The sequence below is a fragment of the Enterobacter sp. ODB01 genome, from assembly GCF_001623605.1.
Taxonomy (GTDB): Bacteria; Pseudomonadota; Gammaproteobacteria; order Enterobacterales; family Enterobacteriaceae; genus Enterobacter; species Enterobacter kobei.
Map to the genome: position 1 here is coordinate 3,255,516 of NZ_CP015227.1, position 21,328 is coordinate 3,276,843.

Genomic DNA, 21,328 nt, shown 5'->3' on the forward strand with positions numbered 1-21,328 from the left:
TGCAGGGGTGTGATGGAAAAAATAAGGTCGTTATGCAAAATCCTTCCGCCCCTGTGGTTGAAACGCGCCAGGGCGCACTGACTGGTTTAACCGATGAAAATGTCCACCGCTGGTGCGGTATTCCCTATGCTGCACCGCCAGTGGGTGACTGGCGCTGGCGCTCACCGCGTCCACCAGAACGCTGGGATGGCGTTCGCGATGCCACTGCATTTTCGGCCTCAAGCTGGCAAAGCAGCGAATATTGTCAGGAGCTGGGCGGGGGCGATCCCGGCCAGTTCTCTGAAGACTGTCTCTATCTGAATGTCTGGTCCCCCGTCGACCGCCCGGGATCGCTTCCGGTGATGGTCTGGCTGCACGGGGGCGGGTTTACGATTGGTGCCGGTGGCTTGCCACCGTATCACGGCAAATCGCTGGCCGCGCGCGGCGTGGTTGTGGTCACGATTAACTACCGTCTCGGCCATCTCGGCTTTTTCGCCCATCCCGCGCTGGAGGGGGAAGAAGAGCGGGTAGTGCATAATTTTGCTCTGCTTGATCAGATTGCCGCGCTTGAATGGGTGCGGGAGAATATCACCGCGTTTGGGGGCGATCCGCATAACGTGACCCTGTTTGGTGAGTCCGCTGGCGCCCGCAGCGTGCTGTCGTTGCTGGCCTCGCCGCTGGCGGAAGGGCTGTTCCATAAGGCGATAGTCCAGAGTGGATATACCTTGCCCGACACGCCGCGCCAGCTGGCACTGCAAAAAGGGGAAGCACTGGCCGCCCATTTTGGACTGGAAAACGCGACGGCAGAGCAGCTGCGCGCGATCCCGCCTGAGTCATTCTGGCCGCTGACCGCGCCACTCAACATCGCCCCGGCGCCGATCGTCGGGGATTGCGTCCTGCCGGAGGCCATGCTGGATGTTTTTTTCGCTGCCCGCCAGCACCCTGTGCCGGTGATGATAGGTTCTAACAGCGATGAAGCCAGCGTCATGGCGGTGTTTGGCATCGATCTCGCCGGGCAAATCCAGAAACTTCGCCGGGAGCGCCGTTTTGGGCTGGGGCTCATCAAGCTGCTTTATCCGGGTGTGAAAGGCGACGAAGAGCTGGGCAGACAGGTGTGTCGCGATATGGCGTTTACCACCATGGGCTATGTCGTGATGCAGGCGCAGCAGCGTGTCGGCGGGCTTTGCTGGCGTTACTGGTTTGACTATGTCGCTGAAGCGGAGCATGCCACCTATATCAACGGCGCGTGGCATGGCAATGAAGTGCCCTACGTGTTCGATACCCTCGGCCAGGTGGAGCCTTCACGTCAGTATGTCAACGAACGGGATTTACAGTTTGCTGCCAGGGTAGCCGATTACTGGGTAAGCTTTGCGCGCGATGCCGGAACGCATGATAGCCTGTCGGGGCCGACGCACTGGCCCGCGTGCCGCAAAGGACGGGACGTGCTGCTACGTATCGGTGTGAATAAACATGCAGGTTTCAGGCTTGAAAACCGCTTTATGCGCGCGCGCATGAGCCTCTTTAAACGGGTGATGAAGCACCACGTCAGCCTCGATTAAGTAAACAGGCGCGAAACGCCGCCAGACCATTTTCTTCGTCAGGCGTTTCGCGCAGCACCAGCCGGTAGCTCGCGCCGGTTTTTACGCTTGTCTCATAGGGCCGCATCAGCCTTCCGGCACCCACATCTTCTGCCACCAGCGTTTCGTCGGCAATGGCGACGCCCAGCCCCTGAATGGCGGCGGTAATGGCGAGATCCATCGTATCGAAGTGTTGATTTTTGTGCATAACAAACCCGGGGCCTTCCTGCTTCGCCAGCCACAGTGACCAGTCGGTCTTATCCCGCGTTGGGTGAAGGAACGTCAGTGAACCCAGCGTTGTACCTGCCCGCACCGGGCTGATGACCGGCGTGAGCGCCTCTTCGAACAGCAGATCGCCTGCGCTCATATGCGTGCCAAACACAATGGCCGCGTCGTAAGATTCGGTTTTGAAATTGACGTTATGATCGGTGGTGGTCGTCAGCGCGATCTGCAGATCCGGATGCGCGTGCTCCACCTCCAGCAGGCGCGGTACCAGCCAGCGCATGGCGCAGGTGGGGGCCTTAAGCCGGATCACGGTATGCTGGCTACGGGCCTGGTCGGCCACGGTCAGCAGCTGTTCGAAAGTGGATTGCAGCTCCGGAAGCAGGGCGCTGCCCTGCGGTGAGAGGCGCAGCCCGCGGGCGTGGCGCTCAAACAGCGGAAAGCCAAACCACGCCTCAAGGGAGGCGATCTTACGGCTCACGGCCCCCTGGGTCAGACACAGCTCTGCGGCGGCATGGGTAAGATTCAGATGACGCGCGGTGACTAAAAATGCGTCGATGGCGTTAAGGGGGAGCGAACGGCGAGACATTGAAACACCTCAGCTATGCATTTTTCTCATGGCTATTATGACAACAATTCGATTGTCCCGGCAACGCACTTGTTGTTTGAATAGTTATGCAATGTCCATGAGAAGGTAAAGAGGATGACTTTACGAACGCCGGTACAAACGCGCTCCAAACTGCCAGATGTGGGGACCACCATTTTTACCGTTATCGGCCAGCTTTCGGCACAGCATAACGCCATTAACCTTTCTCAGGGCGCACCGAATTTTTCCTGTGACCCGAAACTGATTGCAGGCGTCACCCGAGCGATGGCGTCAGGGCATAACCAGTACGCGGCGATGACCGGCCTGCAGCCGCTGAAAGAACGCATTGCCGATAAAATTGCCACGCTCTACGGCACGCAGTATGACCCTGCCAGCGAGGTGCTGGTGACCGCCAGCGCCAGCGAAGGGCTCTATTCAGCGATAAGCGGTCTCGTGCACCCCGGTGATGAGGTGATCTACTTTGAACCGTCCTTTGACAGCTACGCGCCGATTGTCCGTCTGCAGGGGGCTACCCCGATTGCTATCAAACTCACGGTGCCGGATTTTGCCGTCAACTGGGATGAGGTGCGTGCCGCGATCACCCCGCGCACGCGCATGATCATCATTAACACGCCGCACAACCCGAGCGGTCAGGTCTTCTGTGCCAATGACCTGCAACAGCTGGCGGCGCTGACGCGCCAGACCGACATCATTATTTTGTCTGACGAAGTGTACGAACACGTGGTTTTTGACGGTGAACCGCATCATGGAATGGCCACGCACCCGCAGCTGGCGGAGCGCAGCGTGATTATTTCATCTTTCGGAAAAACCTATCACGTCACCGGCTGGCGCGTAGGGTATTGTGTCGCCCCGGCGGTACTGATGGATGAGATTTGTAAAGTCCATCAATTTTTAATGTTCTCTGCCGATACGCCAATGCAGTACGCCTTTGCGGAGCATATGGTCGATCCGCAAACCTGGCTCTCGCTGTCGGCGTTTTACCAGCGTAAGCGCGATCTGCTGCACGGTCTGCTGGCCGATTCGCCGTTTACCCTGCTACCGAGCGCCGGGTCGTTCTTCATGCTGGCGGATTACAGCGCGTTCAGCGATGAGCGCGACAGCGAGCTGGTGAAACGGCTGATCGTGGAGTACGGCGTTGCCACCATTCCGCTGTCGGCGTTTTATGCGGACGGTACGGATAATAAATTGATTCGTCTCTCTTTTGCGAAAGATGAGGCGACGTTACGGGCAGGTGCCCAGGCCCTGTGTCGGGTTAAATCACGCTGAGGAGTATAAGATGAAATTACGCGCGTTAGTCGTCGGCATGGGATTGCTGTGTACCTTTTCGTCCTTCGCGGCGACCGAGCTGCGTTATGGTCTGGAAGCGGAATATCCGCCGTTTGAAAGCCGTAATGCCTCAGGCGAACTGGAAGGGTTTGACGTTGAGCTGGGGAATGCCATTTGCAAAGCGGCAGCGCTGAAGTGCAGCTGGGTGGAAACCTCGTTTGACGCGCTGATCCCGGGCCTGGTGGCGAAGAAATTCGACGCCATTAATTCGGCGATGAATATCACCGAGCAGCGCCGCAAGAGCATTGATTTTACCCAGCCGATTTACCGCATTCCGTCGCAGCTGGTCGGCAAGGCCGGTACGGCGGTAGAAGCGACCCCAGAAGGGCTCAAGGGGAAAACCATTGGCGTGCTGCAGGGCTCAATTCAGGAAACCTATGCGAAAGAGCACTGGGAAAAGCAGGGTGTCACCGTGGTGTCTTATAAAGATCAGAATATGGCCTGGGGCGACCTGCTTAATGGCCGTATCGACGCCTCGCTGGTGATGTCCGCGGCCGGGCAGGCAGGTTTCCTCAGCAAGCCGCAGGGGAAAGGGTTTGGCTTCATCGGCAAACCGGTGTCTGACGACACTATCCTCGGGAGTGGGATCGGTTTTGGGTTGCGTAAAGGTGACGAGGCCACCAAAAAGCAGCTTGATGCCGCGATTGATAAAGTGCGTGCCGACGGCACGATCGCTAAACTCGCTGATAAGTACTTTCCGGGTATCGATGTCAGCGTAAAATAACCGCCTCATTAGCCCCGGTGACTGATGTCGCACCGGGGCATTTTTCTACACATTTTCCAGGCTTTCTTTACACCACTTTCGGGCCGTTCTGGTCGACAGAAAATATTTCTCACTTTGTTCATATAATCACCGGGCAACAATTGGATTCTTAACCATTTTTGTTTAGGCTGTGCGTTCTTTCTTGCCGTCATTTCGCCGAGCGCGAAACACATTCACACGACCATAAGGACGTTTTTCCAGGCATGAATCGCAGACGTTTTCTAAAAGGCTCGCTGGCAGTGGCAGCCCTGAGCGGCACCTCTGGCCTTGCTTCCCTGTTTTCCAAAGCGGCATACGCTGCTGACTCTGACATCGCTGACGGTCAGAGCCGTCGTTTTGACTTCTCCGTACTGCAATCCATGGCGCATGACCTGGCGAAAACCCCGTGGGGTGGTGCGCCACGTCCGCTGCCGGACACGCTGGCGACCATGACGCCGCAGGCGTACAACGCCATCCGTTACGATGAGAAGCAGTCTCTGTGGAACAACATTGAAGGGCGTCAGCTGGACGTGCAGTTCTTCCATATGGGAATGGGGTTCCGCCGCCGCGTGCGGATGTTCTCGCTGGACCAGTCGACCTCTATGGCGCGTGAGATCCACTTCCGACCAGAGTTGTTCAGCTACGGTGAAACCGGTGTGGATACCAAACAGCTGGAAGGGCAAAGCGATCTTGGCTTTGCAGGCTTCCGCGCCTTTAAGGCGCCGGAACTGGCGCGTCGCGATATCGTCTCTTTCCTCGGCGCAAGCTATTTCCGTGCGGTTGACGATACCTACCAGTACGGCCTTTCCGCGCGCGGTCTGGCGGTAGACACCTTTACTGACACGCCGGAAGAGTTCCCGGACTTCACCTCCTTCTGGTTTGAAACCGTTAAGCCAGGTGACACCACGTTTACCGTCTATACGCTGCTGGACAGCCCGAGCATTACCGGTGCCTATAAGTTCGTGATCCACTGCGAGAAGAGCCAGGTGATCATGGAGGTGGAAAACCACCTCTATGCGCGTAAAGACATTAAACAGCTCGGCATCGCGCCGATGACCAGTATGTTCAGCTGCGGCAATAACGAACGACGCATGTGCGACACCATCCACCCGCAAATCCATGACTCAGACCGTCTGGCGATGTGGCGCGGCAACGGAGAGTGGATCTGCCGTCCGCTGAACAACCCGCAGAAGCTGCAGTTCAACGCCTATATGGACAAAAACCCGAAAGGGTTCGGCCTGCTGCAGCTGGATCGTGATTTCTCGCACTATCAGGACGTGATGGGCTGGTATAACAAGCGTCCAAGCCTGTGGGTTGAACCGCGCAACGACTGGGGTAAAGGCTCGGTTGGCCTGATGGAGATCCCGACCACCGGTGAAACGCTGGATAACGTGGTCTGCTTCTGGCAGCCGGAGAAAACGGTTAAAGCGGGCGACGAGCTGGACTTTAAATATCGCCTGTACTGGAGCGCAATGCCGCCGGTGCGTTCCCCGCTGGCTAATGTTTTCGCCACCCGCACCGGCATGGGCGGTTTCCCGGAAGGCTGGGCGCCAGGTGAAAATTACCCGAAAGTGTGGGCGCGCCGCTTTGCTATCGACTTTGTCGGTGGCGACCTGAAGGCCGCTGCGCCAAAAGGCATCGAGCCGGTGATTACTCTCTCCAGCGGTGAGGCGAAGCAGGTTGAGATCCTGTACGTAGAACCGTTTGACGGTTATCGCATTCTGTTTGACTGGTACCCAACCTCGGATTCGACCGAGCCGGTAGATATGCGCCTGTTCCTGCGCTGTCAGGGGGATGCCATCAGTGAAACCTGGCTGTATCAGTATTTCCCGCCAGCGCCGGATAAACGTCACTACGTTGATGACCGGATAATGCGTTAATCCTTGTGGGATTGTGCCGGGTGGCGCTAACGCTTACCCGGCCTACAAATGCGTCCAGAGTAGGCCGGGTAAGGCGCAGCCGCCACCCGGCAATTGAGGGGCACCATGTCTGCAGAAATTATCCCAGTTACCCAGAATATCGAGCTTCGCGCCGTCGAAGAGCGCTATACCGCCGATCTCCATCACCTCGTCGTCAAAAACAAAACCTGGCTGCAAACCGCCTTTGACTGGGCGCAGCACGTGGGCGCGGAAGAGGATACCCGCCGTAATGTGCTAAGTAACCAGATGCTGCACCAGCGCGGCTACGCCAAAATGTTTTTGATCTTCCGGGATGATGCGCTGGTCGGCGTGCTGTCGTTTAATTCGATAGAGCCTGCCAACAAAGCGGGTTATATCGGTTACTGGCTGGACGAGGCGCATCAGGGGAAGGGGATCCTCTCTCAGTCATTGCAGGCGTTTATGCGCTATTACGCTGAGCGCGGCGAGATCCGCCGTTTTGTGATTAAGTGCCGGGTGGCGAATCAGAGCAGCAACAACGTTGCCCGGCGCAACGGTTTTACGCTGGAAGGGTGCCTGCGGGAAGCGGAATACCTGAATGGCCGCTTTGAAGATGTGAACATCTACGGGAAGATTTTTACCCTATAGCGCCCCCAGCAGCGGTGTGCGGGTGATGCGCTGGTCGCCGTTAATCACCTTTTCGCCACGCAGGTGAATGCTCTCACCCGAAAAGGCTTCAATGACTGCATCGTCGGTGATTTCAACCCGATGCTCGATCAACACATCGCCGCTGATCCGGGCGCGTCCCTGAATCACCACTTTATCGTCAAGCATGATCGGCCCCCGCGCAGCCATGCCTGACCGCCGATCAGAACGTGGTGCTTAATGACGCAGTTGCCTTCCACGACGGCATTTTCCGCCACCTGCGAACTGTAGCGCACGGTGGGGATGGCGTCGTCGTCGAAACCGGCTATCAGACGGGCGTTACCGTATACCTTTGCGCAGTCGCACACCCAGACGTTATTGAGATCGTTCCCTTCGAGGATCGCACTGTCGAATACCTCAGCGCGGTGTTCAATAAACGCATTGTTCACCATCGCTTCGCCGTAGATCTGTGCCTGATGCACAACGCGCGACCGGCTTACCGTCGCTTTGTCATAGATTTGCAGGATCTGGTCGTGGTCCGGCGTCAGTCCTTTGGCGGCGATGATGACGCTGTTATGCAGGATGCGCGCGTCGCCGAAGATGTGGCACTCGCCCCGCACGCAGGAGTGCTGAATGGTGACGTTGTCACTTATCCGCGCGCCGTGACTGACTTCGGCGCTGTCCAGCCAGCAGTGACCGCTGATGCGGGCGTCATGGCTGACGGTACAGGGCAGGGTCAGGCGCGCGTGATCCGACACGGTAGCACCGGCGAACACCACGCTGTTCTCGTCATAGATCCAGCAATCCCCATTCTGTGACAGGGCGCGCGCGTCATCAATCCAGCCACCTTTCGTACCGGCCGTGACATCGTTAAAATCTGCCGTGGCGATGATCTGCCGTAAGGTTGTCGTGTGGGTTGTTTCGCCGTTTTTCCATTGCCAGAGGCGGGTTTCATCGCTGAGCCGATACTTTTTCATCGTGTGATCCCTGATAAGCGTCTTCACTAAACGTAGCAAACTTTTGGTTTTTCGTTGTGCTGGCATCCGTTGCGGAAACCCCTTAAAATGGCATTTAAAATACATTTTAAAAATTAAAATTAATGGATAAACTCAATCCCCCACAGAAAGTGCTTAACTTGCCCGCTGGGTATTTTGGCATGGTGCTTGGCATCATTGGCATGGGTTTCGCCTGGCGATACGCCAGCACGCTCTGGCCGGTGACACGGTGGCCGGGTGATGCGCTGGTGGCCCTTGCCGTTACGTGCTGGTTTTTGCTGACGGTGGCCTTTATCATCCGCGCGATCCGTTTCCCGCGCAGCGTGCTGGCAGAGATGAGGCATCCGGTGATGAGTAGCTTTGTCAGTCTTTTTCCGGCGACGACGATGCTGGTCGCCATCGGTTTTGTGCCCTGGTGCCGCCCGATTTCAGTCGTGCTTTTTGGCGTGGGGGTGGTGACACAGCTGTCTTATTCCGCCTGGCAAAGCGCGGGACTCTGGCGCGGCAACCATCCGCAAGAAGCCACGACGCCGGGTTTATATCTGCCAACCGTGGCGAATAATTTTATTAGCGCCATGGCGTGCGGCGCCCTGGGGTTTAACGACGCTGGTTTAGTGTTCCTGGGGGCGGGTGTCTTCTCCTGGCTCAGCCTGGAGCCGGTTATTCTTCAGCGCCTTCGCAGTGCCGGAGAACTTCCGACCGCGCAGCGCACCTCTTTGGGGATTCAGCTTGCGCCCGCGCTGGTGGCCTGTAGCGCCTGGTTTAGCGTTAACGGCGGTGAAGCCGACACCTTTGCCAAAATGTTGTTCGGTTATGGCCTGTTGCAACTGCTGTTTATGCTGCGTCTGTTGCCCTGGTACGTATCCCAGCCGTTTAATGCTTCTTTCTGGAGTTTCTCCTTTGGTATATCCGCACTGGCAACCACCGGGCTACATCTGGGGCACAGCAGCCCGTCGGGCTTTTTCCACGTGATTGCCGTACCGCTTTTTATCTTCACCAACGTCATCATTGGGATCCTGTTGGTCCGTACTTTTATTCTGCTGCTTCAGGGCAAACTTCTGCTGCGCACTGAAAAAGCACTGCTTATGCAATCTGAGGAAAAATAATGTCCGTCGATGAAAATTACTTCACAGAGAAATATGGTTTAACCCGTACACACTCAGAGGTGGTGTACAGCGCGGGGATCGTGAAACCGGGTAAAACCCTGGATCTGGGCTGTGGCAATGGCCGTAACAGCCTTTATCTGGCGGCCAACGGGTACGAGGTCACTGCCTGGGATAAAAATCCGATGAGCATCGATAATATCGAGCGCATCAAAGCGGCAGAAGGCATTGAGAATCTTCACTCGGCCATCAAGGATCTCAACAACCTGAGCATTGACGGCGAGTATGACTTTATTCTGTCTACCGTGGTGCTGATGTTCCTGGAGGCAAAAACCATTCCGGGTCTTATCGCCAATATGCAGCGTTGCACCAAACCTGGCGGTTATAACCTGATCGTTGCTGCGATGGACACGGCGGATTATCCGTGCACCGTCGGCTTCCCGTTTGCGTTTAAAAGCGGTGAACTGAGCAACTACTATGAAGGCTGGGAGTTGCTCAAATACAACGAAGAGGTTGGCGAACTGCACCGCACCGATGAACACGGCAACCGCATCAAGCTGCGCTTTGCTACGATGCTGGCGCGCAAGCCTGCTTAACGCGCGGCCAGCAGGCAGAGTTGCAGGGCAGTGTGGTAAGACGCCTCGAACGACGACAGCGGCAAGAATTCAAACTTCGAATGGAAGTTATGCGCGCCGGTGAAGAAGTTCGGGGTGAGCAACCCTTTTGCCGAGAGCGCTGCGCCGTCTGTACCGCCGCGCATCGGCGTCGGTTTTGGGGTGATACCCAGTGATTCCATCGCCGCAAACATCAGATCGATGGCACGCCTGTCTTCGCCAATCGCATTGCTGATATTGCTGTAAGTATCTTCAATGCGATAGTCCACTTTTGCCGTCGGATACCGGGCGGCGATCCGTGCGGCGACATCAGCAATCTGCTGCTTGCGGGAAGCAAAGTTGTCCTTGTCAAAGTCCCGGATATTGGCCTTCAGAACGGCCTCGTTCTGCCCGGCCTGAATGCCGTTAAACCAGATGTAGCCTTCACGGCCCTCCGTGCACTCTGGCGTTTGCTGGCGGTCAAACTGGTTGATAAAGTCGGTCGCCATTAATAACGGGTTTACCAGCACCCCTTTAGCAGACATCGGGTGCGCCGTTACGCCGGTAAAGCGGATCTCAGCGGCTGCCGCATTAAAATTCTCATAGACAATCTCCCCCAGCTCGCAGCAGTCAATGGTCCAGGCAAAGTCGACGTCGAAGCGTTTCAGATCCAGCGCTTTTGCCCCCTTAAGGCCAGTCTCTTCGTCGGGTACAAACGCGACCACAATGTCGCCATGTTTATGCTCAGAGGTCAGGTTTTCCAGCACGGTCATGACCACGGTCACCGCTGCTTTATTATCTGCGCCTAATACGCTGGTACCGTCGCTGAAAATAATCTCTTCATTCGGGTAAGACAGAATTTCCGGATGCTCACTTACCCGTAGCCAGATCCTTTTCTCTTTATTCAGACAGAGATCTTCACCGGTAAACGTTAATATTTGTGGATGAATATCCGGTGATAATCCCACGTCCACGGTATCAATGTGAGTAATAAATCCAATGCGCGGTGCGCCGGGTACATTACCTTTTTTAACCGCCGTTACCGTGGCGAATTCGTCGATCACAATGTCATCTAAACCCAGCTGTGCCAGCTCCTGCGCCAGCTCTCGTGCCATCTCGTGCTGCCCCGGTGTTGAGGGTAAGGTTTTGACGCTGGGATCGCTCTGACTGGTGATGGCGAGATAACGGAAAAAGCGATGTGTTAATTGTCTGGAAAGCGGCGTGCCCATAGTGTTTTCTCCCTTATTTATTTTTTCGGGTGTTTGCCACATCACTTTAATGTTATTTATGAAATGGCAAAAGAATTAATTAGCCGTCGAATTAAAAAGACAGGAATAAATGATGACAAGCAAACGCACAACATTAACGCTGGCACTTGCTGCGCTTACGGTCAGTTCCTCCGTTGCCGCGAAAACGCTGGTGTATTGCTCCGAAGGGTCACCGGAAAACTTTAATCCTCAGTTATATACATCAGGCACCAGCGTGGATGCCAGCGCCGTACCGGTCTATAACCGGCTGGTCGATTTCAAACCCGGCACCACTGAACTGGTGCCGAGCCTGGCAGAGCGCTGGGAGGTGAGCGATGACGGTAAGGTTTACACCTTCCATCTGCGCCAGGGCGTGAAATTTCAGAGCAACAAATCCTTCACGCCGACCCGGGATTTTAACGCCGATGACGTGATCTTCTCGTTTATGCGCCAGAAAGACGTCAATCATCCTTATCACAACGTCTCTAACGGCAGCTACTCCAACTTTGAAAGCCTGGAGTTTGGCAGCCTGATAACCGCCATTGATAAAGTCGATGACCACACCGTGCGCTTTACCCTGGCACACCCGGAAGCGCCGTTTGTCGCCGATCTGGCCTGGTATTTTGCCTCGATTCTCTCTGCCGAGTATGCCGATGCGATGCTGAAAGCAGGCACGCCGGAGAAGGTGGATATGGAGCCGATCGGCACCGGGCCGTTTAAGCTGGCGCAGTATCAAAAAGATTCCCGCATCCTGTTCACGGCGTTTGCCGACTACTGGCAGGGCAAATCAAAGCTGGACCGGCTGGTGTTTACCATCACGCCGGATGCCTCCGTACGTTCTGCCAAAATTGAAAAGAACGAGTGTCAGGTAATGCCGTTCCCGAACCCGGCGGACCTGCCGCGCATGAAAGCCAATAAAAATATTAACCTGATGAGCAAAGCCGGGTTGAATACCGGTTTCCTGGCGTTTAATACGCAAAAACCGCCGCTGGATAATGTGAACGTCCGCCGGGCGCTGGCGATGGCCATCAATAAGCCCGCCATTATCGACGCGGTGTTCCACGGCACCGGAACCGTCGCGAAAAATCTGTTGCCGCCCGGCGTCTGGAGCGCCAACAGCGAGCTAAAGGATTACGCGTACGATCCTGAAAAAGCAAAAGCGTTGCTGAAAGAGGCGGGTCTTGCTAACGGCGTGAGCATTGACCTGTGGGCGATGCCGGTGCAGCGGCCCTATAACCCGAATGCGAAACGTATGGCCGAGATGATTCAGGCTGACTGGGCGAAAATCGGCGTACAAACCCACATTGTCACTTACGAATGGGGAGAATACCTCAAGCGGGTGAAGGGCGGGGAGCATCAGGCTGCGCTGATGGGCTGGACGACCGCAACGGGCGATCCTGACAACTTCTTTGGTCCGCTGTTTACCTGTACGTCGGCAAATGGCGGCTCCAATTCGGCGAAATGGTGCTATAAACCGTTTGATAACCTCATCGCCGAAGCAAAATCGATAACCGATCACGATAAACGTGTGGCGCTGTATCAAGAGGCCCAGCAGATGATGCATGACCAGATGCCGGCGGTCATGATTGCCCACTCAACGATTTTCGAGCCGGTGCGCAAGGAGGTGAAAGGCTACGAAATCGATCCGTTTGGCAAACATATCTTCTGGCAGGTGGATATCAATCCGTAATTTTTCGCTGCCCGGTATGAAGCCGGGCCTTCTTTTTGCAATTTGTGCTACTTACATCATTTTTTGTCACAACAAACCCGCCTGACTTTTGCTATAACTTCAAATGCATACTTGCAGATAACATGGAAAACTATCATGCGTACTCAAACTTTTTTTAAAGTTGCAGTGCTTACTGGTTTATTGGCCCTGGCAGGCTGTTCTTCAAAAGTCGCCGCCCCCGAACAATATTCAGGCTTTTTAAAAGATTACTCCGGCTTGCAACAGACGACATCTGCGACGGGCAAACCGACGCTGCGCTGGGTCGATCCTAATTATAACGAAGCGAATTACGACAGTATTATCTGGACGCCGATTACCTATTACCCTACGCCTAAACCGACCACTCAGATTGGGCAGAAAACCCTTGATGAGCTGTTGAACTACACCAATACCAAAATGAAAACGGCTATTGGTACTCGTAAGCCTATAGTGGCGACACCAGGTAAACATAGCCTGATTTTCCGGGGTGCCATTACAGGGGTGAGTTCGCAGAAAGAAGGCCTGCAGTTCTACGAAGTGGTGCCTGTCGCGCTGGTGGTGGCGGGGACGCAGATGGCAACCGGCCATCGCACCATGGATACCCATCTCTACTTTGAAGGTGAGCTGATCGACGCAGCCACCAACAAACCGGTGATGAAGGTGGTTCGTAAGGGCGAAGGTAAAGAGCTGAGCAACGAAAGTACGCCAATGACCTTTGCGACGCTGAAGCAGGTTGTGGATGATATGGCGACAGATGCCACCATGTTTGATGTGCATAAAACAGCAAAATAAATCATGCACGGCCTGCAGATTGCAGGCCGTTTTTTTACGCCGTCCGTAAACGCCTGAACCAGTTTTCGGGTTTAGTGAACATCACCATATTCCCGCCCAGAATCAGCAGTAAACCGACGATACCGTTGAGATGCCAGACGTAGCCCTCATACACCGTTGAGATGGAGAGCGCTACCAGCGGGAAGAGTAGCGTGCTGTACGCCGCTTTCCCGGGGCCAATACGCCCGACCAGCGTGAAGTAAGCGCCGAAAGCAATCACCGAACCAAACAGAGCCAGATAGAGCAGTGCGCCGATGTAGCTCACCGTCCATTCCGGGGTAAAGCTGTCCCCTCTGAAGAGGGCAATGCAGCCCATCACCAGCGTACCGTAAAGCATCGCCCAGGCGTTGGTGGTCATGGTTTCCAGGCCTCTGCGCTGATGGCGCATGCTGATCATGTTGCCCAGCGAGAAACCATAGGTTCCGAGCGCAGAAAGCCCAATGCCCGTCAGAAGCGATACGCTCCAGCCGCTGGCAAGCAGATCGTCCCAGAAAAGGGTAATAATCCCGACCAGACCCAATGCCGCCGCCGTCCAGAAACGCGCGGGCGGGCGCTGCCCAAAGAAAATAAAGCTATTAATGGCGTTATAGAGCACCGCCATGGAGAAGATGACGGATTCCAGCCCGGTATTGATATGCGCGGCCGCTGTATAAAAGCACCAGAAGTTAAAGCAGAAAACGCAGCATCCCTGAAGCATGCAAAAAAGGTGATCCCGTAGCGCCAGCTTACGCAGTCGACGCAGGGCAAGTAACACCACCATCATCGTGGCGCTGGCCACGGCGAAACGCCAGAAAATCGACACCGGGGCCGCCACGGGACCTTGCTGCAGGAAAATGGCAATCCAGGTGGTTCCCCAGATGACCACGACCAGTCCGTATAATAATGCGTTCATATCATTTCTCTTCTCAAACCACGAAAGCCCGCAGTATGGCGCTGAAATGCGCCGTGGGCTTTCACCGGCTTGCGGCAGACTTGCAAAATCTTGCGCTTTTTTCTCTCCGGGGGACTGGCAACGGGGAACAACAATTCTTAGACTGACAGTTCGATCACTCACGCGCTAACGGTTATGTCTCACGCTTACGATACCTTTGAAACGCTTAGTCAGCAGAATGCCGTCCTGCGGGAGACGGTCTCGCTGAACTCGGGTATTCAACTGGCGGCGTGGTACAACAAGCACGATACGATAACGGTTAAAAGCAATCATCACACCCTGAGCCTGTACGTGGCCGACGGTTATGAGAGCTATCAAAAAACGCCGGGCGGCTGGAAGAACGGCGGGGGACCGGACCGTTTCTGCCTGATGCCGAAAGAGAGTGAATCGACGTGGGATATCCGTGATGACCTGTCGTTTGTCCATCTCTACTGCACCGATGAACACCTGCGCGACGTGGGGGAAAAAATCTGGGACAAGCGGCCGCTGTCGCTGACGCTGGACGAACGCATTTTTGGCAGTGACCCGAAGATCACCGCGCTGTATCGCCAGTTTTTACTTGGCTGCGACTGGCAGCAGCAGGCCAATCAGCTCACCCTGAGTACAGCTTCCACGTTGCTGATGACCCATCTGCTGCAAAACTACTCCAACGTTCAGTGGAAGCTGCCGGTCGTCACCGGCGGGTTATCGCCTTTCGTTCTTCGCAACGTGCTGGCCTTCATAGAAGAGCATCTTGGCCAGCCGTTAACCCTGGCCGAGCTGGCGGCGCAGGCAGCCCTCAGCGAATACCATTTTGCCCGCATGTTCCGCCAGTCGACGGGGCTGGCACCGCATCAGTACGTGATGCAGCGACGCATGGAAAAAGCAAAAAACCTGGTGCAGCATAGCGCAATGCCACTAACGGACATCGCGCTGGCCTGCGGATTTAACTCCGCCAGCCACTTCAGTAACCGTTTCCGCAGCGTGATGGGTATGACGCCGTCCCAGCTGCGCGCGGCGAGCGCGTGAAAACAGGGCATAGCATATCCCGCCCAGCACCAGCCCCCAGAATGCCGAACCGATGCCCAGAAGGGTGACGCCGCTCGCGGTCATCAGAAACGTGACGATGGCTGCGTCACGTTCGGCTTCATGATTCAGGGCCTGAAATAAACTCCCGCTGAGGGTTCCAAGCAACGCCAGCCCCGCCAGGGTCTGGATCCAGCTCAGCGGCAGTGCAGCTATGATCCCGGTAATAGACCCGCCGAAAACTCCAGCCAGCAGATAAAACCCACCGGCTGCAATGGCCGCCAGCCAGCGTTTAGTCGTATCCGGGTGGGCATCAGCGCTTTGACAGATGGCGGCGGTAATGGCCGCGATGCATATGGAGAAGACGCCAAAGGGGGAAAGCAGCAGCGCCAGGCCACCGGTAACGATGATGAGCGGTGAGACCGCCAGCGAGTAGCCGGAAGCTTTCATCGTGGCGAAGCCCGGCGCATTCTGCGAGGCCATGGTCACCAGGAAGAAGGGCAAACCGATACTCACCAGGCTGGTAAAAGTAAAGTCGGGGGCAATAAACTCAGGCATCACAACGGAGAGGCTGACTTTATCGGTGGCAACGTCACCACTTATCCATGCCACGAGACCACCTGCCAGCAGCGTAACCACGATGGCATAGCGCGGCGCCAGCGCTTTTGCCAGCAGCCACGCGGCAATCATGCTGCCGCACAGCAGAAAGTGGCCGTCAAGATGTGCAAACGCGTGCAAGCCAAACTGCAGAAGCACGCCTGCCAGCATGGCGGCCGCGAGCGAATGGGGGATCAGCGTCATCAGACGAGCGAAAAGCCCCGTAATACCGCAGAGTAAAATAAGCGCGTTAGCGAAGATAAACACACCGATAGTTTCAGACAGCGTCACCCCTTGCAGGCTGGTGGCGAGCAAGGCGGCCCCGGGGGTTGACCAGGCCGTCAGTACCGGCGCTTTAAACCACCAGGAGAGCGCCAGCGTGCTGACCCCCATCCCAATCCCCAGCGCGGTCATCCAGCCCGCGATTTGCTGCGCGCTGGCACCTGCCGCGGCGGCGGCTTGCCAGATAATGGCGGCCGAACTGGCATAACCCACCAGGACGGCGACAAATCCAGCCAGTGTGACTGGAATAAGATGAGAGGAAGGGCGCATGGCAACTCCGTTGTGCGTTATAACGTCCGTATTACGGTAGCACTGTGCGTTATAGCGTACAAGTGGTATGATCATCGGCACCAGGAGGGAACATGGACATCACACAACATCTTGCAGCAACACTGAAAACACTGCGTCAGGCACGTGGCTGGAGCCTGTCAAAGCTGGCGGACGAGGCCGGCGTGTCGAAAGCGATGCTCGGCCAAATTGAGCGCAATGAATCCAGCCCGACGGTATCGACCCTGTGGAAAATCGCCACCGGGCTGAACGTTCCGTTTTCCGCGTTCATCACGCCAGAGGCAGACAGGCAGGCTGTGTTTGATCCCCAGCAGCAGGCGATGGTCGTCAAACCGCTCTTTCCGTGGGATGAGACCCTGAGGTTCGATCATTTCTCTATTACGCTGGCGGCGGGTGCCCTGAGCGAATCCACGCCCCATGAGGCGGGCGTGATTGAACATGTGGTGGTCATTAGCGGAGAGCTGGAGATGAAAATCGACGGCGAATGGCAGACGGTTTATGCCGACTCGGGCGTCCGTTTTGCCGGTGATAAACCGCATGCCTACCGCAACAGCAGCGACCGGCCGGTGCATTTTCACTCTCTGATCCATTATCCCCGCTGAGGCTACGCAAAACTGTTTCGCTGTCGTAGACTTCTGACTACAATAGCCGCCATTTTGACCATAACGGATAACGACGAAGTATGCGCCTGCAATCCCATCATCTTGAACTTTTAAGCCCGGCCCGTGACGCCGCCATTGCCCGCGAAGCGATACTTCACGGCGCGGACGCCGTCTACATTGGCGGCCCTGGCTTTGGTGCCCGCCATAACGCCAGCAACAGCCTGCGCGATATTGCCGACCTGGTGCCGTTCGCCCACCGTTTCGGGGCGAAAGTGTTCGTGACCCTGAACACCATTCTTCATGATGATGAGCTGGAGCCTGCGCAACGACTGATCGCCGATCTCTATCAGACCGGCGTCGATGCCCTGATTGTTCAGGACATGGGGGTTCTGGAGCTGGATATTCCGCCGATTGAACTGCACGCCAGTACCCAGTGTGATATCCGCACGGTGGAGAAGGCGAAGTTCCTCTCCGACGTCGGCTTTTCGCAGATCGTTCTGGCCCGTGAGCTGAACCTGAATCAGATCCGTGATATCCACCAGGCGACAGACGCGACGATCGAGTTCTTTATCCACGGCGCGCTGTGCGTGGCCTATTCCGGTCAGTGCAACATTTCCCACGCCCAGACGGGCCGTAGCGCCAACCGTGGCGACTGTTCGCAGGCCTGCCGTCTGCCGTATACCCTGAAAGACGATCAGGGCCGCGTAGTGGCGTTCGAAAAACACCTCCTCTCCATGAAGGATAACGATCAGACCGCCAACCTGGGCGCGTTGATTGATGCGGGCGTCCGTTCCTTCAAGATTGAAGGGCGTTATAAAGACATGAGCTACGTGAAGAACATCACCGCGCACTACCGTCAGATGCTGGACGCCATCATCGCAGACCGCGGCGATCTGGCGCGCGCGTCGGCAGGTCGTACCGAGCATTTCTTTATTCCGTCGACGGACAAAACCTTCCACCGCGGCAGCACGGACTATTTCGTGAACGCCCGTAAAGGCGATATCGGCGCGTTCGACTCACCGAAGTTCATCGGTTTACCGGTCGGTGAAGTGCTGAAGGTGGCGAAAGATCATCTTGATGTTGAAGTGACGGAGCCGCTGGCGAATGGCGATGGCCTGAACGTGATGATTAAGCGTGAAGTGGTGGGCTTCAGGGCTAATACGGTCGAAAAAACCGGTGAAAATCGCTATCGCGTATGGCCGAATGAAATTCCTGCCGATCTCTACAAGGCGCGTCCGAACGCGCCACTTAACCGTAACCTCGATCATAACTGGCAGCAGGCGCTGCTGAAAACCTCCAGCGAGCGTCGTATCGCGGTGGATATCGAGCTTGGCGGCTGGGAAGAACAGCTGATTCTGACCATGACCTGTGACGACGGTATCAGCGTGACGCATACGCTGGATGGCCTGTTCGAGGTGGCAAACAACGCGGAAAAAGCGCTTAACAGCCTGAAGGATGGCGTGGCGAAGCTGGGGCAGACGATTTACTACGCGCGCGCTATCGAGGTTAACCTGCCGGACGCGCTGTTTGTGCCGAACAGCCTGCTTAACCAGTTCCGCCGTGAAACGGCAGAGCTGCTGGATGAAGCGCGTCTGGCCCAGTATCCACGCGGTAGCCGTAAAGCGGAAGTTGTTCCGGCCCCGGTATACCCGGATACGCATTTATCTTTCCTGGCGAACGTCTACAACCATAAGGCGCGTGAATTCTATCATCGCCACGGTGTGCAGCTGATCGACGCGGCCTATGAAGCGCATGAAGAGAAGGGCGACGTGCCGGTGATGATCACCAAGCACTGTCTCCGCTTCGCCTTCAATCTGTGCCCGAAACAGGCAAAAGGCAATATTAAGAGCTGGAAAGCGACGCCCATGCAGCTGGTCAACGGTGATGAAGTCCTTACCCTGAAGTTTGACTGCCGTCCCTGCGAAATGCATGTTATTGGCAAGATGAAAAACCATATTTTCAAAATGCCGCAGCCGGGCAGCATTGTCGCTTCCGTCAGTCCTGACGATCTGATGAAAACCCTGCCAAAACGTAAGGGGAGCTAACTACCTTACGTGCGTCTCCGGTTTGCGCGATTTCTGCCACAGGTGGTGTTCGCGCAAACCCTCCGCTGACTCTTCCGCTGCGCTGCGTAATTCATCGCTGTCGGCCTCGTGCCGCAGCTGATGCCCCACATTCTTTACCCATACATATTCATGCCCTTTGTGCCCGGCCATAAGCTGCCCTGAAAACAGCGCACAAATAAGCATGACGAGAGATAACCCTTTTTTAATCATGGTTTCACCGCTGAGTGACGTTGCGGGGATAATCATGGCGATTATTTCTTAGTGTTATTATTCAATAATTCAAAGTACGGCAAAGAAAATGTCAAATAGTGTTGGCTCAGAATTGTTTTTAAGAAATATCCTAAATGCGCCTAAAGCACTGTCAACTACCACTTCTGGACCATAAACAGGCGTTTGAATTAGGGATAATCCTATATAATAGGGATTCTCTGGCTAAGGAATGAGTCTTAATAAATGAAAAAAATAATCGCGTTTGCGCTCCTCGTGGCTGCCGTGGGTGCTACGGCAGGGGTTCGCTATATCGGGAATGACGAACCAGAATATATTCAGTCCGCAGAAACTCGTGTTGGTTCATATTTAACCAGCGATTACGGGCGTGTAGCCTGCAATAGCAAAAAAGTAGACGATCAACGCTGGGAATTAGATTGCCTGCATCAGGCAAGAGGAAAAGTATTCCAGTTTGCGGTGTATCCTTCTGAAAAAGCCCCCTATGGTGTTTCGCGTTCGTTTTATCTCGAAGCGATTAATGATGAAGCAAAACAGAGCGCCGAACAGGGTCTGATGCGTTATTTGCAAATCAACACGAAGGCGAGTTAATAGAGCTGTTTAGCTTTCGTTAAGTTAATCAGTGTTAGTTTGTAAGGGATCCGCAGCCCGACCATGGAGCGTCGGGGACGTAGAGACCAAAATACAAATCTATCCATGCAAGCATTTACCGCCAGATAATGGCGGTTTTTTTTTGCCATTTCGCGTATGTGCCCCTCATCCCAGCACTCTCCCTCAGGGAGAGGGGCGTCTGTGTCGGTATTATGTTGTGGGGATCCCTCAGCGGGCAGGACCTGGACGCGAAAATTGCTTGCGGTACTGGGCCGGCGAAAGGGCAAATTGCTGACGAAAGTGGTGGCGCAACGTCGCCGCCTGTCCAAAACCGGTCTGTTCAGCGATGCTGTCGATGCTCAACCGACTGCTTTCCAGGTAATCTTTTGCTCTCAACAGACGCTCATTGATCAGCCAGCGCGACGGTGTCGTTCCCGTTGCCGCCTCGAAGCGACGAAGGAAGGTACGCTGGCTCATGCCCACCCGACGCGCCAGCGAGTCGACGCTGTGCGGTTCAACGAGATGGTTGTGCAGGAAATCAAACAGCTGTCCCAGACGCTGGCTCTCCCGTAGCTGTGCCACCGGGCGGCTCAGCTGTTGCGGCTGCGAACCATCCCGGTGGGGAGGAATAACCAGCCGACGCGCCACGCTGTTGGCGGTTTCCATGCCATAATCCCGGCGGACGACGTGCAGACAGAGATCGATGCCCGCCGCGCTACCAGCAGAAGTCAGAATATCCCCCTCGTCCTGATAGAGTACGTCTTCAACCACGTCGATGTCAGGGTAGCGGGCTTTAAGCGCCTCAATGTAGCGCCAGTGGGTTGTGGCTTTGCGCCCGTTCAACAGTCCCGTTGCGGCCAGCACAAACACACCCGAACAGATGGACAGCAGCTGGCATCCACGAGCGCTGGCCTGGCGCAATGCGTCGCACAGGGCCCTGGGAACCGGCGCGTCCAGCCCCCGCCAGCCGGGAACCACGATCAGATCCGCAGACTCAAGCAGGCTCAAATCACCATCAGTCACCATGCGGATCCCGCCCGTCGCCCGCATTTCTCCGCTATCCACACCTGCCACAGCAAAGCGATACCAGGCGTCGCCCAGCTCAGGACGTGGTAGGCCGAATATTTCTACCGCCACGCCAAACTCAAAGGTACAGAGGCCGTCATACGCCAGCACCACCACCTGAGGGCGGGAAACTTGTCTTAAGTTTGTCATCTTTTTGCTGTTTTCTGGCATAAGCAAGCGCATTCATGGGCTGAATTTGTGGATAGAGTAGTGTTAACACAAAC

General features: G+C 55.6%; 19 protein-coding genes and 1 pseudogene. 13 read left to right on the forward strand and 7 right to left on the reverse strand.

Annotation, left to right across the window (positions count from 1 at the left end; all coding sequences use genetic code 11):
- The first annotated feature begins 32 nt into the window (after window positions 1–32).
- The gene (locus tag A4308_RS15475) at window positions 33–1,538 is read left to right on the forward strand and encodes a carboxylesterase/lipase family protein (protein ID WP_014883794.1); all 1,506 of its coding nucleotides are present in this window, start codon (window positions 33–35) and stop codon (window positions 1,536–1,538) included.
- Here the strand turns inward: A4308_RS15475 and A4308_RS15480 are convergent.
- Complete coding sequence (locus tag A4308_RS15480) at window positions 1,525–2,367, reverse strand: LysR family transcriptional regulator (RefSeq protein ID WP_014883795.1); 843 nt, start codon at window positions 2,365–2,367, stop codon at window positions 1,525–1,527. The genes A4308_RS15475 and A4308_RS15480 overlap by 14 nt on opposite strands.
- 114 nt (window positions 2,368–2,481) lie before the next feature.
- Between A4308_RS15480 and A4308_RS15485 the strand changes: the two genes are divergently transcribed.
- The 4 genes from A4308_RS15485 (at window position 2,482) to rimL (ending at window position 6,978) form a co-directional block, all read left to right on the forward strand.
- Window positions 2,482–3,651 carry a pyridoxal phosphate-dependent aminotransferase gene (locus A4308_RS15485; protein ID WP_032636572.1) on the forward strand — a complete coding sequence of 390 codons (1,170 nt, stop codon included), beginning with the start codon at window positions 2,482–2,484 and terminating at the stop codon, window positions 3,649–3,651.
- A gap of 10 nt (window positions 3,652–3,661) precedes the next feature.
- The gene (locus A4308_RS15490; RefSeq protein WP_023330389.1) at window positions 3,662–4,435 is read left to right on the forward strand and encodes a transporter substrate-binding domain-containing protein; all 774 of its coding nucleotides are present in this window, start codon (window positions 3,662–3,664) and stop codon (window positions 4,433–4,435) included.
- A gap of 242 nt (window positions 4,436–4,677) precedes the next feature.
- Entirely contained in the window at window positions 4,678–6,333 is a 1,656-nt protein-coding gene (locus A4308_RS15495) for a glucan biosynthesis protein D (protein WP_023330390.1), read from the forward strand.
- A gap of 105 nt (window positions 6,334–6,438) precedes the next feature.
- Window positions 6,439–6,978, forward strand: coding sequence for a 50S ribosomal protein L7/L12-serine acetyltransferase (gene rimL / locus A4308_RS15500; RefSeq protein ID WP_045282089.1), 540 nt, complete (start codon window positions 6,439–6,441; stop codon window positions 6,976–6,978).
- Here rimL and ydcK read toward each other — a convergent pair.
- A pseudogene (ydcK, locus tag A4308_RS15505) lies at window positions 6,973–7,952 on the reverse strand (YdcK family protein). The gene rimL and the pseudogene ydcK sit on opposite strands and share 6 nt — an antisense overlap.
- 122 nt (window positions 7,953–8,074) lie before the next feature.
- On the opposite strand from ydcK, the gene tehA reads away from it, so the two are divergent.
- Together tehA and tehB are read left to right on the forward strand one after the other, a co-directional pair.
- Window positions 8,075–9,076, forward strand: coding sequence for a dicarboxylate transporter/tellurite-resistance protein TehA (gene tehA / locus A4308_RS15510; RefSeq protein WP_045282091.1), 1,002 nt, complete (start codon window positions 8,075–8,077; stop codon window positions 9,074–9,076).
- Complete coding sequence (gene tehB / locus A4308_RS15515) at window positions 9,076–9,669, forward strand: tellurite resistance methyltransferase TehB (RefSeq protein ID WP_014883802.1); 594 nt, start codon at window positions 9,076–9,078, stop codon at window positions 9,667–9,669. The genes tehA and tehB overlap by 1 nt, the downstream gene beginning before the upstream one ends.
- Here the strand turns inward: tehB and pepT are convergent.
- Window positions 9,666–10,895, reverse strand: coding sequence for a peptidase T (gene pepT / locus A4308_RS15520; protein WP_045282092.1), 1,230 nt, complete (start codon window positions 10,893–10,895; stop codon window positions 9,666–9,668). The genes tehB and pepT overlap by 4 nt on opposite strands.
- A gap of 112 nt (window positions 10,896–11,007) precedes the next feature.
- Here pepT and A4308_RS15525 point away from each other — a divergent pair, with 112 nt between their 5' ends.
- Together A4308_RS15525 and A4308_RS15530 are read left to right on the forward strand one after the other, a co-directional pair.
- Window positions 11,008–12,603 (forward strand): ABC transporter substrate-binding protein, encoded by a 1,596-nt coding sequence (locus tag A4308_RS15525; protein ID WP_045282093.1) that lies wholly within the window; start codon window positions 11,008–11,010, stop codon window positions 12,601–12,603.
- A 135-nt stretch (window positions 12,604–12,738) separates the two neighbouring features.
- Window positions 12,739–13,413, forward strand: a complete 675-nt coding sequence (locus A4308_RS15530; RefSeq protein WP_045282094.1) for a DUF3313 domain-containing protein — start codon at window positions 12,739–12,741, stop codon at window positions 13,411–13,413.
- Window positions 13,414–13,447: 34 nt separating this feature from the next.
- Here the strand turns inward: A4308_RS15530 and A4308_RS15535 are convergent, their stop codons facing one another.
- On the reverse strand, window positions 13,448–14,344 hold the full coding sequence (locus A4308_RS15535) for a DMT family transporter (RefSeq protein WP_045282095.1): 897 nt from the start codon (window positions 14,342–14,344) through the stop codon (window positions 13,448–13,450).
- Between the two features lie 174 nt (window positions 14,345–14,518).
- On the opposite strand from A4308_RS15535, the gene A4308_RS15540 reads away from it, so the two are divergent.
- Window positions 14,519–15,391: a helix-turn-helix transcriptional regulator gene (locus tag A4308_RS15540; RefSeq protein WP_014883807.1), complete on the forward strand. Its 873-nt coding sequence runs from the start codon at window positions 14,519–14,521 to the stop codon at window positions 15,389–15,391.
- On the opposite strand, the gene A4308_RS15545 is transcribed toward A4308_RS15540, so the two are convergent.
- On the reverse strand, window positions 15,281–16,537 hold the full coding sequence (locus tag A4308_RS15545) for a benzoate/H(+) symporter BenE family transporter (protein ID WP_045134040.1): 1,257 nt from the start codon (window positions 16,535–16,537) through the stop codon (window positions 15,281–15,283). The two genes, A4308_RS15540 and A4308_RS15545, sit on opposite strands and share 111 nt — an antisense overlap.
- Window positions 16,538–16,629: 92 nt before the next feature.
- On the opposite strand from A4308_RS15545, the gene A4308_RS15550 reads away from it, so the two are divergent.
- Window positions 16,630–17,157, forward strand: a complete 528-nt coding sequence (locus tag A4308_RS15550; protein WP_014883809.1) for a helix-turn-helix domain-containing protein — start codon at window positions 16,630–16,632, stop codon at window positions 17,155–17,157.
- A gap of 80 nt (window positions 17,158–17,237) precedes the next feature.
- The gene (locus A4308_RS15555; RefSeq protein WP_045282097.1) at window positions 17,238–19,202 is read left to right on the forward strand and encodes a peptidase U32 family protein; all 1,965 of its coding nucleotides are present in this window, start codon (window positions 17,238–17,240) and stop codon (window positions 19,200–19,202) included.
- Here A4308_RS15555 and A4308_RS15560 read toward each other — a convergent pair whose 3' ends face one another.
- Window positions 19,203–19,433 carry a DUF2554 family protein gene (locus tag A4308_RS15560; RefSeq protein WP_014883811.1) on the reverse strand — a complete coding sequence of 77 codons (231 nt, stop codon included), beginning with the start codon at window positions 19,431–19,433 and terminating at the stop codon, window positions 19,203–19,205. It lies immediately after the preceding gene.
- A 243-nt stretch (window positions 19,434–19,676) separates the two neighbouring features.
- Between A4308_RS15560 and A4308_RS15565 the strand changes: the two genes are divergently transcribed.
- Complete coding sequence (locus A4308_RS15565; RefSeq protein WP_014883812.1) at window positions 19,677–20,039, forward strand: hypothetical protein; 363 nt, start codon at window positions 19,677–19,679, stop codon at window positions 20,037–20,039.
- 228 nt (window positions 20,040–20,267) lie between these two features.
- On the opposite strand, the gene ftrA is transcribed toward A4308_RS15565, so the two are convergent.
- Window positions 20,268–21,275, reverse strand: a complete 1,008-nt coding sequence (ftrA, locus tag A4308_RS15570) for a transcriptional regulator FtrA (protein WP_045282098.1) — start codon at window positions 21,273–21,275, stop codon at window positions 20,268–20,270.
- Between the last annotated feature and the right edge of the window lie 53 nt (window positions 21,276–21,328).